Origin of the sequence: Streptomyces sp. NPDC001985 (genome assembly GCF_040296845.1) — a bacterium.
GTDB lineage: Bacteria > Actinomycetota > Actinomycetes > Streptomycetales > Streptomycetaceae > Streptomyces.
This window is the reverse complement of record NZ_JBEOYB010000051.1, coordinates 44,114-60,775: the sequence shown is the minus strand read 5'-3', so window position 1 is coordinate 60,775 and position 16,662 is coordinate 44,114. Positions and strand designations below refer to the sequence as shown.

At 74.2% G+C, this 16,662-nt stretch carries 14 protein-coding genes; 2 read left to right on the top strand and 12 right to left on the bottom strand.

The annotated features are described in order from the left end of the window. Window positions 1–84: 84 nt before the first annotated feature. From ABT122_RS22735 to infC, 8 genes are all read right to left on the bottom strand, one after another. On the bottom strand, window positions 85–1,422 hold the full coding sequence (locus tag ABT122_RS22735) for an NsdA family TPR-like regulatory protein (RefSeq protein WP_351555130.1): 1,338 nt from the start codon (window positions 1,420–1,422) through the stop codon (window positions 85–87). Window positions 1,423–1,903: 481 nt separating this feature from the next. After that, on the bottom strand, window positions 1,904–4,432 hold the full coding sequence (pheT, locus tag ABT122_RS22730) for a phenylalanine--tRNA ligase subunit beta (RefSeq protein ID WP_351555127.1): 2,529 nt from the start codon (window positions 4,430–4,432) through the stop codon (window positions 1,904–1,906). After that, complete coding sequence (pheS, locus tag ABT122_RS22725) at window positions 4,432–5,553, bottom strand: phenylalanine--tRNA ligase subunit alpha (protein WP_351555124.1); 1,122 nt, start codon at window positions 5,551–5,553, stop codon at window positions 4,432–4,434. The genes pheT and pheS overlap by 1 nt, the downstream gene beginning before the upstream one ends. Before the next feature lie 213 nt (window positions 5,554–5,766). Then, window positions 5,767–6,888 carry a sensor histidine kinase gene (locus ABT122_RS22720; RefSeq protein WP_351555121.1) on the bottom strand — a complete coding sequence of 374 codons (1,122 nt, stop codon included), beginning with the start codon at window positions 6,886–6,888 and terminating at the stop codon, window positions 5,767–5,769. Window positions 6,889–7,028: 140 nt separating this feature from the next. After that, on the bottom strand, window positions 7,029–7,865 hold the full coding sequence (locus ABT122_RS22715; RefSeq protein WP_351555118.1) for a TrmH family RNA methyltransferase: 837 nt from the start codon (window positions 7,863–7,865) through the stop codon (window positions 7,029–7,031). A 229-nt stretch (window positions 7,866–8,094) separates the two neighbouring features. After that, the gene (gene rplT / locus ABT122_RS22710; protein ID WP_351555115.1) at window positions 8,095–8,481 is read right to left on the bottom strand and encodes a 50S ribosomal protein L20; all 387 of its coding nucleotides are present in this window, start codon (window positions 8,479–8,481) and stop codon (window positions 8,095–8,097) included. Window positions 8,482–8,599: 118 nt separating this feature from the next. Further along, window positions 8,600–8,794, bottom strand: a complete 195-nt coding sequence (gene rpmI / locus ABT122_RS22705; protein WP_250920741.1) for a 50S ribosomal protein L35 — start codon at window positions 8,792–8,794, stop codon at window positions 8,600–8,602. Window positions 8,795–8,921: 127 nt separating this feature from the next. Further along, on the bottom strand, window positions 8,922–9,542 hold the full coding sequence (gene infC / locus ABT122_RS22700) for a translation initiation factor IF-3 (RefSeq protein WP_351555148.1): 621 nt from the start codon (window positions 9,540–9,542) through the stop codon (window positions 8,922–8,924). A gap of 376 nt (window positions 9,543–9,918) precedes the next feature. Between infC and ABT122_RS22695 the strand changes: the two genes are divergently transcribed. Next, on the top strand, window positions 9,919–10,299 hold the full coding sequence (locus ABT122_RS22695) for a DUF1844 domain-containing protein (RefSeq protein ID WP_351555112.1): 381 nt from the start codon (window positions 9,919–9,921) through the stop codon (window positions 10,297–10,299). Between the two features lie 21 nt (window positions 10,300–10,320). Here ABT122_RS22695 and ABT122_RS22690 read toward each other — a convergent pair whose 3' ends face one another. The 3 genes from ABT122_RS22690 to ABT122_RS22680 all read right to left on the bottom strand — a co-directional run bounded on the left by ABT122_RS22690 (window position 10,321) and on the right by ABT122_RS22680 (window position 13,717). Then, a complete protein-coding gene (locus tag ABT122_RS22690) occupies window positions 10,321–11,055 on the bottom strand; it encodes an SseB family protein (protein WP_351555109.1) in 735 nt (244 codons plus the stop codon). A 512-nt stretch (window positions 11,056–11,567) separates the two neighbouring features. Further along, complete coding sequence (gene mycP, locus ABT122_RS22685; protein WP_351555106.1) at window positions 11,568–12,758, bottom strand: type VII secretion-associated serine protease mycosin; 1,191 nt, start codon at window positions 12,756–12,758, stop codon at window positions 11,568–11,570. Continuing rightward, complete coding sequence (locus tag ABT122_RS22680; RefSeq protein WP_502976184.1) at window positions 12,755–13,717, bottom strand: hypothetical protein; 963 nt, start codon at window positions 13,715–13,717, stop codon at window positions 12,755–12,757. The genes mycP and ABT122_RS22680 overlap by 4 nt, the downstream gene beginning before the upstream one ends. An 871-nt stretch (window positions 13,718–14,588) precedes the next feature. On the opposite strand from ABT122_RS22680, the gene ABT122_RS22675 reads away from it, so the two are divergent. Further along, a complete protein-coding gene (locus ABT122_RS22675; RefSeq protein WP_351555103.1) occupies window positions 14,589–15,791 on the top strand; it encodes an amino acid deaminase/aldolase in 1,203 nt (400 codons plus the stop codon). Between the two features lie 87 nt (window positions 15,792–15,878). Here the strand turns inward: ABT122_RS22675 and ABT122_RS22670 are convergent, their stop codons facing one another. Then, a complete protein-coding gene (locus ABT122_RS22670; protein ID WP_351555100.1) occupies window positions 15,879–16,661 on the bottom strand; it encodes a 3-oxoacyl-ACP reductase in 783 nt (260 codons plus the stop codon). Between the last annotated feature and the right edge of the window lies 1 nt (window position 16,662).

The following is a 16,662-nucleotide window of genomic DNA, read 5'->3' as shown; positions in this document are numbered from 1 at the left end:
CGGTGGGCGCGGCGCCGCCCCACCCCGGGGCCCGGGCGGCCGGGCGCCGCCTCCTCGCCCCCCACCCCCCCCCGCCACCGGCGGTCAGAGCGGCACGCGCAGCGCCCCGTCGATCAGCTCCGTCGCCTCCGCCGCCCGGGCGGAGCCACTCGCCACCAGATACTCGCGCACCGCGCGCAGCCGGTCCCGCAGCCGCTGCGACTCCATCCCCCGCACCTGCTCGGCCATCTCCCCGGCCGTCCCCGCCGCCCGGTCGGCCTCGCCCTGCCGCAGCTCGATCTGGCAGAGCATGGCGAGCCGGTGCACCCGGCCCCGGTCGTGCGCGGGCACGCCCACGGCCGCCGTCGCGTGCTCATGGGCGGCGCGCAGATCCCCCAGGCTGAGCAGCGCCTCGGCGGCCTGCACATTGACCAGCCCCGGCTGCACATAGCCGGTCTCGTCCGGCTCGTGCACCGGACGAATCCGCTCCGCCTCCTGCTCCGCCCGCCGGATACAGCCCAGCGCGGCCCCGCCGTCGCCGAGATGGGCGTACGCCTTGGCCTGCATGGCGTGCAGATCGGCGGCGAGCGCCGGAGTGATCCGGCCGCCGGAGGCCCGCAGCGCGGCCTCCGCGAAGGCCACCGCCTGCCGGTACTCGGCCATGAAGAGCGACTGGTTGACCAGCAGCGCGATCACATAGGCGCCGAGCCCCCGGTCCCCGCTGGCCTTCGCCAGGCGCAGCGCCTGGTGGAAGTAGCGCTGGGCCAGGCCGTGGGCGTCGGAGTCGTACGCGCAGATCCCGGCGACCGCGACCAGCCCGCCGGTCGCCCGGTGCAACTGCCGCCCCAGGGCGTCACTGTAGGTGCCGCGCAGCAGCGGCGCGGTCTCGGCGTTGAGGAATCCGACGATCCGGGCGCGGGTCGCCATGCCGCCCGCCCGTCGGTACATCAGCTCGTAGTGGGCGCGCGCGGCCCGCAGCATACCGATGTCGGCCGGTGAGACACGGTTCTTTCCGGTACGGGAGACATCGGCGTCCTCCGGGGGGTTCTCCCACTCCCAGACGGGCATCACGGCGGGCGTTCCGGTGACGGCGGGCGCCTCGATGATGTGGCGGCGCTGCTGTTCGTCGGAGCGCCAGAGGGCGGCGGCCCGCTCGACGAAACCGGAGAGCGGGGACGACGGGTCGGCGGTGTCGCCGGGGCTTCCGAGGCCGATGTCACCGAGGGTCAGAGCGCGCTGGAGCCGGCCGGCGAGCACCTCGCACAGCAGGTCGGGCACCTGGCCCCGGGGGCGCTGGCCCTTCAGCCACCGGGCCACGGCGGTGTGCTCGTACCGCAGGGCCAGCCCCCGGGCGCGACCGGCCTGGTTCACCCGGGCGGCCAGGCCCGCGTGGGAGAAACCCGCCTCGTCCAGCAGGGCGTCGAGCAGGGTGTTGGGCTGCATGGCCACTCCGGGGGCTCGGTCAGCTCAGCGTAGTGGACGGCACGCGCCGCGAGCGGCACTTCGCACGGGGTGTGAACGGAGTACCCCGACCGGGGCGGCGCGTGCTCTGCCGCCGTACCGGGCACGCGTGTTGACTGGAATGCCTCTCACAGAGGCGGCCGGACCACCGGGCTCCCCCTCGTATCAGTGCGGTGGTCGCCGTGAGCGCCGTCCGTCCTGCTGAACTGCCCGACACTCCGCGGCAGGACGGGCGGCGCCGGCCGCACCCGGCGGTCCTCCCGCCGCCTTCCGCCGCAACGACCCACGCTGCGAGCGGCCGGAGGACCGCCGACGGGTCCGGCGCGGTGTCACCCCACTCCGCGCCGGGCCCACCGGGGCCGTCGCGCGTCCAGTCGCGCGGCGGCCCCTTGCTGTCCGCTCCGGCGGGGAACACACAGGGGCGCGTCCGGAATCCGGACGCGCCCCTGTGCGGTGCGGTGGGTCAGGCTCCGCGGAGCACCGCTCCGGTCCGCTCGGCGGCGAGGGCCACGGCCGCGTCGCGCGCCGCCGTCGCCTCCTCCACCGTCAGCGTCCGGTCGGCGGCGCGGAAGCGCAGCGCGTAGGCGAGCGACTTCCGGCCGGTCCCGATCTGGTCACCGGTGAAGATGTCGAACAGCCGGATGGACTCCAGCAGTTCGCCGGCGCCGGCGGTGAGCGCGCTCTCCACGGCGGCGGCCGGGATCTCCGTGTCGACGACGAGCGCCACATCCTGGGTCGCCACCGGGAAACCGGAGATCCTCGGTGCGGTGAGCGCGGTGTCGCCGGCCCGCTCCACCAGGTCCAGGTTCAGCTCCATGGCGCAGGTGCGCGCGGGCAGACCCAGCGCCTTGATGACGCGCGGGTGCAGCTCACCGGCGTGTCCGGCCGGCGTCTTCACCCCGTCGACCGTGACATGGAGCGCGGCGCAGCGGCCGGGGTGCCACGGGCCGTACCGCCCCTGCTCGACGGTCAGCTCCGCGCCGGCCTCGGCGGCGACCACCCGGGCCGCCTCGATGGCGTCCGCCCAGTCGGCCGGGCGTCCGGCGCCCCACCAGCCGGAGCGCTCCCGGGAGCCGGTGAGGACGACCGCCGCGTGCCGGGGCTGCGCCGGCAGCGCGGTGTCGAGCGCGGCGATCTCCTCGTCGGTGGGCCTGCGGTCGGCGGGGAGGGACGGAGCGCGCCGTGCCTCGGCGGCCGGGTGGAAGACCAGCCCGGTCTCGAAGAGGGCGAGGTCGTGGCTGCCGCGCCCGGCGTTGCGGCGCAGCGCGCCCAGGAGACCGGGCAGCAGCGTGGTGCGCAGCGCCGGCTCCTCGTCGGAGAGCGGGTTGACCAGCCTGACCAGCCTGCGGGCGGGGTCGTCCGCGGGGAGGCCGAGCTGGTCGAGGACCTGCTCGCCGATGAAGGGGTAGTTCGGCGTCTCCACATAGCCGGCGCCGGCCAGCGCGCGGCCGGCCCGGCGGTGCAGCCGCTGCCGCTCGCTGAGCCCGCGCCCGGCCGGGGGCCGGGGCAGCGTGGAGGGCAGGTTCTCGTACCCCTCCAGCCGGATGACCTCCTCGGCGAGGTCGTTGGGCGCGGTGAGGTCGGGGCGCCACGAGGGGACGGTGACGACCAGCTCGTCCTGGCCGTAGACGTCGCAGCCGACCTCCTGGAGGCGGCGTACGACGGTCTCCCGGCCGTACTCCACACCGGCGACCCGGTCGGGGTGGCCGGCGGGGATCGCGATCGTGTGCGGCGCGGAGGGCGAGATGACCTGGGTGACACCGGCCTCGGCGGTGCCGCCGGCGAGCAGCACCAGCAGATCGACGGTGCGCTGCGCCGCGGCGGCCCCGGCCTGCGGGTCCACACCGCGCTCGAAGCGCCGGGACGCCTCGGAGGACAGCTTGTGGCGGCGCGCGGTGCGGGCGATGGCGACCGGGTCGAAGTGCGCGGCCTCGATGACCACCTCGGTGGTGCCCCGGACCGCACCGGTCTCCGGGTCGGGCTCGGCGTCGGCGATCTCGGTGTTGGCGCCGCCCATCACCCCGGCGAGGCCGATGGGCCCCCGGTTGTCGGTGATGACGAGGTCCTCGGCGTCCAGGGTGCGCTTGACGCCGTCGAGGGTGACGAGCTTCTCACCGGGCTCGGCGCGGCGGACCCCGATCGGTCCGTCGACGAGGGTGCGGTCGTAGGCGTGCAGCGGCTGCCCCAGCTCCAGCATCACGTAGTTGGTGATGTCGACGGCGAGCGAGATCGGGCGCATGCCCGCCTTCTGGAGGCGGCGGGTCAGCCAGATCGGGGAGCGGGCCTCGGGGTCGAGCCCGACGACGGTGCGCGCGGTGAAGCGGTCGCAGCCGACGGGGTCGGCGACCCGGACTCCGTAGCCGTGCGCGTTGGGTCCCGGCACGTCCAGCAGCGCGGGGTCGCGCAGCGGCAGCCCGTACGCGGTGGCGGTCTCGCGGGCGACACCGCGCAGCGAGAGGCAGTAGCCGCGGTCGGGGGTGACGGCGATGTCGAGGACCTCGTCGTACAGCTCGAGGAGCGCGGTGGCGTCGGTGCCGACCTCGTGCTCCGGCGGCAGCACGATGATGCCGTGGGTGCCGTCGTCGCCCATGCCCAGCTCGTCGGTGGAGCAGATCATGCCCCGGGACATCCGGCCGTACGTCTTGCGCTCGGCGATCTCGAAGTCGCCGGGGAGCACGGCGCCGGGCAGGGCCACGACGACCTTGTCACCGGCCCGGAAGTTCCGGGCGCCGCAGATGATCTCCTGCGGTTCACCGGTGCCGTTGGCCGCGCCCACGTCCACCAGACAGTGGCGGATGGGCTTCTTGAACTCGGTCAGCTCCTCGATGGAGCGGACCTGGCCGACCACGAGGGGGCCCGTGAGCCCGGCGCCGAGGGTCTCGACGGCCTCGACCTCCAGGCCGGCGGCGATGAGCCTGGTCTGTACGTCACGGCCGGTCTCCGTCGCCGGCAGGTCGACGTACTCCCGCAGCCATGAAAGCGGGACCCGCATCAGATCTCCATCCCGAACGGCCGGGTGAAACGGATGTCACCCTCGACCATGTCTCGCATGTCCTCGACGTTGTGGCGGAACATCAGCATCCGTTCGATGCCGAACCCGAAGGCGAATCCGCTGTACTTGCTCGCGTCCACACCGCAGGCGGTGAGGACCTTGGGGTTGACCATCCCGCAGCCGCCCAGCTCGATCCAGCCCTCGCTGGAGCAGGTGCGGCAGGGGCGGTCCGGGTTGCCGACGGACGCGCCGCGGCAGACGTAGCAGACCATGTCCATCTCGGCGGACGGCTCGGTGAAGGGGAAGAAGTTCGGCCGCAGCCGGGTCTTCATGCCCTCGCCGAAGAGCGCCTGCACCATGTGGTCCAGGGTGCCCTTGAGGTCGGCCATGGTCAGGCCCTCGTCGACGGCGAGCAGCTCGACCTGGTGGAAGACGGGGGTGTGGGTCGCGTCCAGCTCGTCGGTGCGGTAGACCCGGCCGGGGCAGATCACATAGACCGGGGGCTCGCGGTCGAGCAGGGAGCGGATCTGCACCGGCGAGGTGTGGGTGCGCAGCACCACACCGGAGTCGGCGGACCCGTCGGGGGCGGCCACGAAGAAGGTGTCCGCCTCGCCGCGCGCGGGGTGGTCGGGGCCGATGTTCAGCGCGTCGAAGTTGAACCACTCGGCCTCGGCCTCGGGGCCCTCGGCGACCTCGTAGCCCATGGCGACGAAGACGTCCTCGATGCGCTCCGAGAGCGTGGTGAGCGGGTGGCGGGCGCCGGCCGGGACCCGGTCGTACGGAAGGGTGACATCCACCGCCTCCTCGACCAGCACCCGGGCGTCGCGCTCGGCCTCCAGCTCGGCCTGGCGGGCGGCGAGGCCCTTGCTGACCGCGCCCCGGGCCTGGCCGACGCGCTTGCCGGCCTCGGCCTTGGCCTGCGGCGGGAGCGCCCCGATCTCACGGTTGGCGAGCGCGAGCGGCGAGGCACCGCCGGTGTGCGCGACCTTCTCGTGGGCGAGCGCTTCGAGGTCACCGGCGGCGGCGAAGGCCGCGAGCGCCTCGTCCCGCATGCGCTCGATCTCTTCCGGTTTCAGTGCCTCGACCTCGACAGGGTCGTACGACTTGTTCGGTGCCGACATCTCTTCCCGTGCTTCCGATTGGCTGGTGCTGCGCTGAGTGCTGCGTGTACCGGGGAACACCCCCGGACCGAGCCACCCCCGCGCGGCGGGGCGAGGGCGCGAAGGTGCCAAAGATTCAGTCTAAAGGGCACGCCGGGGGTACCGGTCCGGGGGACGGTGGCCCCGGTCCCGCCGCGCGGCCCGGTGCGGCGGGTGCGGGAGGCCCGTGGGGGCTCAGGCCAGATGCGCCGGAGTGCCCACGGGCAGGATAAACCGGAACTCGGCGCCGCCCCCGGGCCCGCGGCCGACGGTGATGGTGCCGCCGTGGGCCTCGACGATGCCCTTGACGATATAGAGGCCGAGGCCGGTGCCGCCGCGCTTGCTGCCCCGCCAGAAGCGGGTGAAGACGCGGCCCATCGACTCCTCGGGAATGCCGGGACCCTCGTCGCTCACGGTGACGGCCGTGCCTCTCTCGTCGTCCTTCGCCGCTGCCGGCGCCACCTCGATGGTGACGGTTCCGGCGCCGTGGCGCACCGCGTTTTCCAGGAGATTGCCGAGCACCTGATCGATCTTGTCGGGATCGGCCCACAGAACGGGCAGCTCGCGCCGGATGCGGACGAAGAAGCGGTCCGGGCTCTGGCCGCTCGCGGTGTGCGCCTGGACATGCCGTCCGACGGCCGCGGCGATGTCCACGGGCTGCCGGCGCACCTCCAGCCGGCCGGAGTCGATCCGGGAGATGTCGAGCAGCTCGGCGATCAGCCGGGTGACCCGGTTGGCGTCGGCGTCGACGGTCTCCAGCATCAGCCGCTTCTGGTCGTCGGTGAACCGCTCCCACTTGGCCAGCAGGGTCGCGGTGAAGCCCTTGACCGAGGTCAGCGGGGAGCGCAGCTCATGGGCGACGGTGGCGATCAGCTCGGCGTGGCTGCGCTCGTTGCGGCGGCGGGCCTCGGTGCCGCGGATGCTGATGACCAGCCGCCGTATCGGCCCGGTGGGGCGCTCGCGGACGTACCGCGCGGAGACCAGGACCTCGCGTCCGCCGGGGAGCAGCAGATTCCGCTCGGGCTGGCCGACACGGGTGGAGAGGCCGCCGTAGGGGTCGGTCAGGGCCCACCAGCGGCGGCCCTTGAGGTCCTCCAGCGGCAGTGCGCGCTCCAGGGTCTGTCCCAGGGCCCGGTCCCGGTCGACGGCGGTGATCCGGGCGGCTGCCGCGTTGAAGCAGATCACCCGGCCGGCCTCGTCGGCGACGACGAGGCCGTCGGGCAGGTCGTCGGGGTCGAGCCCGAACATTCCGGGGTCGCCGACAGGGCACAGCAAGGCCCCGTGTGTCTCCATGGGCCTGCTCGTCCCGACTGACATCCCCGTATCCCCACCTCTCGGCCGGCACTCCAGTGGGCCCCCGAGCCCGTCACCCTACTAGCTGGATGTGACCCTGCGGAGCCCCCGGGCGAGTGCTCCCCCCGAGTGAGCCCGGCGTGCCGTGGCCGATGCCCCGGCCTTCAGCGCGCGCCCCCGGCGCGCTGGGCGCGCGCCGACGCGTAGAGGCAAACGGCCGCGGCGGTCGCCAGGTTCAGGCTCTCGGCCCTTCCGTGGATCGGCACGCGCACCACGGCGTCGGCGAGGGCCCGGGTCTCCTCGGGCAGCCCCCAGGCCTCATTGCCGAAGATCCAGGCGGTGGGGCCGCCCATGGTGCCCGCGTCGAGTTCGGCGTCGAGGTCGTCCTCGCCCGCGCCGTCGGCGGCGAGCACCCGCACTCCGGCGCCCTTGAGGGCCCGTACGGCCTCCTCGACGGGGACGCCGACGGCGACCGGGAGGTGGAAGTGGGAGCCGACGGAGGCACGGACGGCCTTCGGGTTGTAGAGGTCGACGGAGGCGTCGGTGAGGACGACGGCGTCGGCTCCGGCGGCGTCCGCGCACCGCAGCACGGTGCCGGCGTTCCCGGGGTCGCGCACATGGGCGAGCACGGCGACGAGCCTCGGCCGGGCCGCGACCACGGCGTCGAAGGGGGTGTCCAGGAAGCGGCAGACGCCGACGAGGCCCTGCGGGGTGACGGTGGTGGAGATGTCGGCGATCACCGTCTCGTCCGCGAGATGGACCTGGGCGCCCGCGTCCCGGGCGGCTCCGATGATGTCCGCGTACCGCTCGGCGGCGTCCAGGGTGGTGAACAGCTCGACGAGGGTCGCCTCGCCGTCCGTGCGGTGTCCGGCGGCCTCCCGTACGGCCTGGGGGCCCTCGGCGAGAAACAGCCGCTCCTTGCCGCGGAAGTTCCGCCTCGCGAGCCGGCGGGCGGCGGCGACGCGGGAGGAACGCGGGGAGATCAACTCGGGGGCGGCCATGGGCTCACTTTCGTCTGCACGGGGTTCTTCGTTCCGGCGTGCGGCCGGGGACACGGTTCCAAGTGGTGGCCGGCGCCGGGGCCGGCCACGGTCACGAGGGGGCCGCCCGGGCGGCGGGCCGGCCCGGATCAGGAGAGGGCCGCCCGGGCGGCGGAAGCACTCGGACCCGCAGGCCAGTGGCCTGCGGGTCCGGAAAGCACATGCCTCGGCGGCTGCCTCAGCGCACGGCTCAGGCCGCGGCCTTCGGCGCGTTCACGTCGGCCGGCAGAGCCTTCTGCGCGACCTCGACCAGCGCGGCGAACGCGTTGGTGTCGTTGACGGCCAGCTCGGCCAGCATCTTGCGGTCCACCTCGATGTTGGCGGCCTTCAGACCCTGGATGAGGCGGTTGTACGTCATGCCGTTCTGGCGGGCGGCGGCGTTGATCCGCTGAATCCACAGCTGGCGGAAGTCGCCCTTGCGCTTCTTCCGGTCGTTGTAGTTGTAGACCAGGGAGTGGGTGACCTGCTCCTTGGCCTTGCGGTACAGGCGCGAGCGCTGACCGCGGTAGCCGCTGGCGGCCTCGAGGATTGCCCGGCGCTTCTTGTGGGCGTTGACTGCCCGCTTGACGCGTGCCACTTGTTAACTCCTTGTAGCGGGGCCGTGGTGGTACCCACACGGCCCGAATTCGATGAGGTCCCGGTCTCGACGTCGATCCGTCCCCGGCTCCGTCACCGGAGGCGGGAACAGAGGAACGTCACTTGCCGAGAAGCTTCTTGATCTTCTTGGCGTCGCCCGGAGCCATCTCCGCGTTGCCCGAGAGGCGTCGCGTCAGCGTGGACGGCTTGTGCTCGAGCAGGTGGCGCTTGCCGGCGCGCTCACGGAGCACCTTGCCGGTGCCGGTGATCTTGAAGCGCTTCTTGGAACCGCTGTGCGTCTTGTTCTTCGGCATAGCGCCGTTATCTCCTCGTCAGTGGCGCTCCCACCGGCACACGGGGTACCGGCATGCGTGCGGGAGCGTCAGATCTTGGTTTCTGAATCCGGGCGGGACCGGGGGCGCCTCACGGCAGCCCCTCGGGTCACCCCTCGGAGGGCGCCTCGGCGGGCGCGTCGGCCTGGGCCTTCGCGACCTCGCGGTCAGCCTTCCGTGCGGCCTGGGCCTCACGCGCCTCGGCCATGGCCTCGGTCTTCTTCTTGTGCGGGCCAAGAACCATGATCATGTTCCGGCCGTCCTGCTTCGGGTTCGACTCGATGAACCCGAGGTCCTCGACATCGGACGCGAGACGCTGGAGCAGGCGGTAGCCAAGCTCGGGGCGGGACTGCTCACGACCACGGAACATGATCGTGATCTTGACCTTGTCACCCTGCTTGAGGAACCGGACGACGTGACCCTTTTTGGTGTCGTAGTCGTGCGGGTCGATCTTCGGCCGGAGCTTCATCTCCTTGATGACCGTGTGCGCCTGGTTCTTGCGCGCCTCACGGGCCTTCATGGCCGACTCGTACTTGAACTTCCCGTAGTCCATGAGCTTGCACACGGGCGGCCGGGCGTTCGCCGCGACCTCGACCAGGTCAAGGTCGTACTCCTGTGCGAGCTCAAGGGCCTTGGCGAGCGGGACGATTCCGACCTGCTCGCCGCTGGGACCGACAAGCCGCACTTCCGGAACGCGAATCCGGTCGTTGATGCGGGGCTCGGCGCTGATGGATCCTCCTCGGTAGCACTACGCGACCGACTGGCAGGCAGCCGCGCAACGTCTGTTTGGTAAGACCAACCGCGCCGGAACATGAAAAATGCCCCGGACGGGACACAGGCGGCAGCTCCTCAAAACCGGAGCACCGCCGCGGCCAGCCGCGAGGCGCACATCGGGCGACTTCCATCGTCCGTACGGAACGATGGGCGCCACCTGACCGGTGACCCGCCGTCCCGGAGGTCGGTCGGGTGGGAGATCGGAGCCTCCACTTGTGGGCCGGACACAGATGCGTCCAGCCGGTCGTCACACAAGGTTAGCAGCTCCGCCGGGATGGGGCTAACCGGTGGCCCCGGCCGTGTCGCGCGGGGCGGGGCATATCGTGTGCGTCATGAGTGACGCGACCCCTGACACCGATTTCACCGGATCTCCGGATTCTCCCGACTTCGACGCCATGACCCGCGACATCGCCGAGGTCCCCGCCGTCGAAGTGATCGTCACGGTCGCGGTGAACCTGATGAGCGCTGCCGCCGTCAAGCTCGGGCTGACCGAGGAGGGCGAGGAGCACAAGGACCTGGACGAGGCCCGCAAACTGGTCCACGCGCTGGCGGGGCTGCTCGACGCGAGCACCACCGAGATCAGCTCCTTCCACGCGGCACCGCTGCGGGACGGCCTGAAGTCGCTCCAGCTCGCCTTCCGCGAGGCGTCGCTGGTGCCGGACCAGCCGGGGCAGGGGCCCGGCGAGAAGTACACCGGGCCCGTCTACGGCTGATCCGCCGCCGCGCGGACCGCGCTACCGCACGAAGAAGGGCTCGCCCGGAGCGGCGGCACCGGCCGGCAGCAGTGCCAGGTCGAGGCCCCGCACCAGGCGGGCCCTCAGCGCGTCATGGCCCGCGAGCGCCTCGGCGACCCGGTGGGCGTCCCGGGCCGGGACGGCGTCCGGGGCGAGCACCAGGGCGAGGGTCCCGTCCGCGTCCGCGCCGCCCGGGCCCAGATGGGCGCGGACCACGGCGGGCTCGGCGGCCAGGATCTCGCGCACGGCGTCCGTGACGGCGGGGTCGTCGAGCGGGTCCGTGCTGGTGCGGCCCTCGGCGAGGGCCCGCAGCGCGGGGCCGGTGAGCTGGTAGGTGACGGGGCCCGCGAGATCCAGTACGAGCGTGTCCGCCCGCTCGTGGGCGGCTGCCTGGAGGGCCTGGTGGAGGGGGACGGCGACGGGGCGGGCCTCCGGGTTCCAGCGGGCCAGGGACGCGATGGAGGTGAAGGCGGGGAGGGCTCGGCGGGGGCCGGCGGTGAGGGTGGGGACGGCCATGTCGCTGGTCTTCTCCTGCGGGAGTCCGTTCGGCCCGATCTCGGTCTCGCCGAGGACGGCGACCACGGGGACGAGCAGGCGGGCGTCCCGGAGCGCCTCCAGCACCGGGGTCTCGGCGGTGCGGTCCGCGGCCCAGGTGGTGAGGGCTGCGGTGAGCCGGGGGTCGGCGGTGCCGTCGTCGTCGGGGAAACCGGGGTCCGGGATGTTCTTGAGCGCCACCCCTCGACCCTAATTCCTCCGCGGGTCCCGGCTGCCCCCGGGGGGCTCGGTCTCTTGCCGCGAGCCTCGGCGCTCCGGGCGTGCCGAGGCACGAAATCCAGCCCCTCCGGCATTTGAGGAGCGGGGGTTCGGGGGCTGGCCCCCGACCGTGGCCCGCGGGATGCGGGGTCCTGTGGCACAGGGTCCGTCCTCAAACTCCCCCAGAGCTGCCTCTGGGAGGTGCCCCCAGACGGGCTGAATTTGCTCGGGTTGCCCGTGGTGCGGGGTCCGTCCTCAAGCGCCGGACGGGCTGAAGATGCACAGGCGCGGGCACCTGTCGCACAGGGTCCGTCCTCAATCGCCGGACGGGCTGAAGATGCACAGGCGCGGGCACCTGTCGCACAGGGTCCGTCCTCAAACGCCGGACGGGCTGCATTTGCTCGGGGCGCCTCTGGGAGGTGCCCCCGGACGGGCTGGGGTTGCTCGGGGCGCCTCCGAGAGGTGCCCCCGGGTGGGCCGGGTTGGTCGGGGGGTCAGCGGCGGGGTGGGGGGCGGGGGGTGCGCCAGAGGGCGATGCCGGTCGCGAGGATCAGCGCCCCCGCACCCCCCGCCACCGGCGCCAGCCACTCCGCCGGCTCAGCCCCCACCTCCACCGGCTGCGGCCCCGGCCCGAAGAACTCCCTCCCGTACCCCGCCGTCGCCGCCTTCGGATCTCCCGCCCGCACCTTCCCCGCCTCCCGGATCGCCGCGGCGGGGTCCACCATCCCGTACCCCTTGGCGTCGTCCCGGCCGTTCTCGGGGCTGTCCCGGGCCGTCTCCGCGAGAAGCTTCTTGATCTGCGCCGGGGTCAGCTCCGGATGCGCCGAGCGCACCAGCGCGACCGCCCCGGAGACGAACGCGGCGGCGGCGCTCGTCCCCCACCCCTGGTAGTACTTCCGGTCGGGGTCGGGGATGACCACATCCACCCCGGGCGCGTTGACCGTGGCGTACCAGCGCTGGGTCGAGAAGGACGCGTGGGTCCCGTAGCGGTCCACCGCCGTCACCGCTATCACGCCGGGGTAGGCCGCCGGATAGGACACCCGGTCCCCCTTCTCCCCGCCGTTCCCCGCCGACGCCACCACCACGGCCCCCTTCGAGAGGGCGTACCGCACGGCCGCGTCCTCCCCCGCCTCCGCGTGCGCCGACTCGCTGTCGTCGCCGAGGGAGAGGTTGATGACGTCCGCACCGTGGTCGGCGGCCCAGCGGATGCCCTTCGCCAGGGCGGTGCCCCGGGAGTTGCGGGCCTTGTCCCGGGCCTTGTCGCCGCTTTCGAGGATCACCCGCACGGGCAGGATCTTCGCCTCGGGCGCTATCCCCATGACCCCGTCCCCGCCGGCCGGGCCGTGGCCGTGCGCCGCGATGATCCCGGCCATCGCGGTGCCGTGGCGGGCCCAGGCCCGGTCCCCCCGGGTCGCGCCGAAGCCGATCAGGTCCTTGCCGGGCAGGACATTGCCCAGCAGGTCGGGGTGCTGGTCGTCGACCCCGGTGTCGAGCACGGCGACGGTGATCCCCGCGCCCTTGCTCGTACGCCACGCCTCGTCCGTGTTGAGCGCGTCGAGGCCCCACTGCTGGGGCCGTATGCCGTCGGCGTGCGCGGGGGCCGCGGCCACCAGGGCGAGCGCGGCGGCCAGCAGGGTGGCGGCGAACCGGTGCCGGCGGCGCGCTCCGTCCGTTCCCGGGGTCATGACCGGGGCTCCGCGGCCGTGCCGAGGCTGGCGCGCAGGGCGCTCTCGATGCCGTCCGACAGGCCCTTGGCCTCATGGCCGAGCCCGGCCTGCGCCGGAGCCGATGTGGCGCCCTTGGCGCGGGCCTCGCCGGCGGGCCTGGGGTCGGTGACGGCGCGGCCGTCGGCGAAGCCGGAGACCGCGTAGACGACGACGGGCGCGTCGGTGAGGACGTCGATGCTCCAGCTGGCGCGCTGCCGCTCGCCGAACCGGGCGGCGACGGTGCCGGGGGCGGGGAAGGCGCGGGGCATCAGATCGGCGCGCTCGGCGAGGCGCTCGGTGGTGAAGCGGGACTCCAGGGCGTGCATGGACGCGGCGCCGCCCTTGGTGAAGACCATCCCGACGGTGGTGACATGGCTGGAGGTGGCGTCGGTGTAGGTGGCGCGCAGGACCCGGGTGCAGCCGACGGGCTGGAGTGCGCGGACGAGCAGGGGGTCGAGGCTCTCGGCGCAGCTTCCGTCGGGTGCCACGGCGACCCGGGTCCAGACCCGGTCGGCGCCGCCGGGCCCCGCGCCCCTGCCGTGGACGGTGCGGGGGAAGAGGGTGTCCACCGGCAGGCTGTACCAGAGGGTGCGGCCCTCGGTGTAGGCGGTCTGGGCGGTGGTGTCGGCGCTGGAGTCCCCGGTGAGCCAGCTCCCGGTGGCGGCGCCGCCGATGAGGCCGAGCCCGAGCACCACACAGGCGAGCGCGGCGGCGGTGCGTATGGGCCGTCGGGCGCGGACGGGCCGGAGCCGCGCGGTCGTCCCGGCCGGGTGTTCGGCCATGGGCAGGGCGCCGTACGCCTGGACGAAGGCCGGGGGCTCGGCGGGGGGCGCCGGACGGTAGCGCTCCGGGGAGACCCGGGGAGGGCCGGGCGGGCGCGGTGGCTCCCCGGGCGGGCCGGCGGCACGGGACGGGCCGGTGACCGCGTGGGGCGGCATCGGTCCGGGCCGCTCGGGCGAGGTCCGGGGCCGGGGTGGCGCGGTGCGGCCCTCGGGGGGCGACGGGGGGCGGGGCGGGGCCGCCCCGGGGCGGCGCGCGGGCCCGGGGGAGGGAGCGGGCCGGGGCGCGGAGGTCCGCGCCCGGTCGCCCGGGCCCGGCGCCCGGCGCAGGGAACGGGTGTCCTCGTCGGGCAGCGGCACGCGCCGGGTCCCGGGAGGGGCCGGGGGCGGCGGCGGTCCGGGGGGAGCCGACCGGGGGGCGGGCGACCGGGGAGCGGGAGGCCGGGGGGCGGGCGGTTCGGTACGGGGGTCCGGCGCGGGTTGCCGTGGTGCCGGGCGGGAGCCGGGCGCCGGGGGCTGCCGCCGCAGCGCACGCGTGTTCTCGTCGGACGCGACGGGCCGGCGGCGCGGGGCGCGGGGGGCCTCGCCGGAGGCGGCCGGCCCCCGCCGCAGCGAGCGGGTGTCCTCGTCGGCCGCGGCCGGCTCACGCTCACGGCGCGGTGCCCGGGCCTTCCCGTCGTCGCCGGGCGGCAGCAGATCGGTGAGTCCCGAGCGAGGGCCGGGCGGGGCGGGCTCGGGAGGGAGCAGCGCGTCCGGAACGCGCGCGGAGGGGGAGGGCGGAGGCGGGGTCTCGTCGGGGGCGGGGGAGCCTGGGAGGGGAGGGCGTTCCGCCTCCGTACTCATTCCGCCCCCCGTGATCTCGTCCCCGTGCACCGGCTGTTCCGCCCTTCCGGGGCGCCCGGTCCGGTACCGCGTCCCGCGTCACTCTACGGGTTGGTGCCCCTCCCGAGGGATTCTGACCCCGGCGCCGTGGGGATCTGCCCAGAACGTCCCCCTACCCCTCGGTAGTCCCTTCTGGCAGGCTCGCCCCATGATCCCCAGTGCTGTGGACCGGGCCCGTTACGACCGCGCCACCGCCCGTCTCGACGCCCCGCTCGCGGTGGTCGACATCGACGCCTTCGACGCCAACGCCGCCGATCTGGCGCGCCGGGCGGGCGGCAAGCCGATCCGGGTGGCGAGCAAGTCCGTCCGCTGCCGTGCGCTGCTGGAGCGGGTGCTCGCCGGGGACGGGTTCCGCGGGGTGATGTCGTTCACGCTGGCCGAGTCGGTGTGGCTGGCCCGGGCCGGGTTCGATGACGTCCTGCTGGCGTATCCGTCCGCCGACCGGGCCTCGTTCGCCGAGCTGGCGGGTGACGGGAGACTCGCCGCAGCCGTGACGGTGCTGGTGGACGACCCGGCGCAGCTCGATCTGATCGACCGGGCCCGCGCGGGCGGCACGGAGGAGATCCGGGTCTGTCTGGAACTCGACACCGCGCTGCGGCTGCTGGGCGGCCGGGTACGGATAGGGGCGCGCCGCTCCCCGCTGGCCGAGCCGGGCCAGGTGGCGGAGCTGGCCCGGACGGTCGCCCGGCGGCCCGGTTTCCGGCTGGTGGGGCTGATGGCGTACGAGGGGCATGTCGCGGGCGTCGGTGACTCGTACCCCGGCTCCCCGGTGACGTCCCGGGCGATACGGCTGATGCAGCACGTCGCCCGGCGGCAGCTGGCCGGGCTGCGGGCCGAGACCGTGCGGGCGGTGCGGGCCGTCGTCCCGGAGCTGGAGTTCGTCAACGGCGGGGGCACGGGCAGTGTCCAGCAGACGGCGGCCGAGAGCGCGGTGACGGAGATAGCGGCGGGCTCCGGGCTGCTGCTGCCCCGGCTGTTCGACCACTACACCTCCTTCTCGGGACGCCCCGCGGCGCTCTTCGCCCTTCCCGTGGTGCGGCGTCCCGGGGTGGGTGTGGTGACGGTGCTCGGCGGCGGCTATCCGGCGTCCGGGGCCGCGGGGCGGGACCGCTCGCCCGTCCCGTATCTCCCCGGGGGACTGCGCTACGTCCGCCAGGAGGGCGCGGGTGAGGTGCAGACCCCGCTGCTCGGGGCCGCCGCCGACGATCTGCTGATCGGTGACAAGGTCTGGTTCCGGCACGCCAAGGCCGGGGAGCTGTGCGAGCGTTTCGCCGCGCTCCACCTGATAGAGGGCGACCGGGTGACCGCCGAGGTGCCGACGTACCGGGGCGAGGGTCGCACCTTCCTCTGAAGACTCCTGAGGCCCCCGAGAGCCCGGAGGCCCCTGAGATCTCCGGGGCCTCCGGGCCCCGCAACGGCCCTCCGGGGCCTTCCGCCGCTAGAGGGGCGTGACGTACGCCCCCGACAGACCTCCGTCCACCAGGAAGTCGGTGGCGTTGACGAAGGAGGCGTCGTCGCTCGCGAGGAAGGCCACGGCCGCCGCGATCTCGTCCGCCTCGGCGAACCGTCCGACCGGGATGTGCACCAGCCGGCGGGCGGCGCGCTCGGGGTCGGAGGCGAACAGCTCCCGGAGCAGCGGGGTGTTGACGGGCCCCGGGCAGAGCGCGTTGACCCGGATGCCCTCGCGGGCGAACTGCACGCCCAGCTCCCGGGACATGGCGAGGACCCCGCCCTTGGAGGCGGTGTACGAGATCTGGGAGGTGGCGGCGCCCATGATCGCGACGAAGGACGCGGTGTTGATGATGGAGCCCCGGCCCTGGCGCCGCATATAGGGGAGGGCGGCCTTGCAGCAGAGGTAGACGGAGGTGAGGTTGACGTCCTGGACGCGCCGCCAGGCCTCCAGTCCCGTGGTGAGGATGGAGTCGTCGTCGGGGGGTGAGATACCGGCGTTGTTGAAGGCGACATCGACGGAGCCGTAGGTGTCGTGGGCGGCGCCGAAGAGGGCCTCGACCTGCTCGGCGTCGGTGACGTCGACCTGGACGAAGAGCCCGCCGACGGCCTCGGCGGCGGCGGTGCCCGCGCTCGCGTCGATGTCCCCGCAGACGACGTGCGCGCCTTCGGAGGCGAGCCGGCGGGCGGTGGCGAGTCCGATGCCGCTCCCCGCTCCGGTGACGACCGCGGTACGGCCCACCAGGCGGCGGCAGAGGGAAGTCTCGGTCATG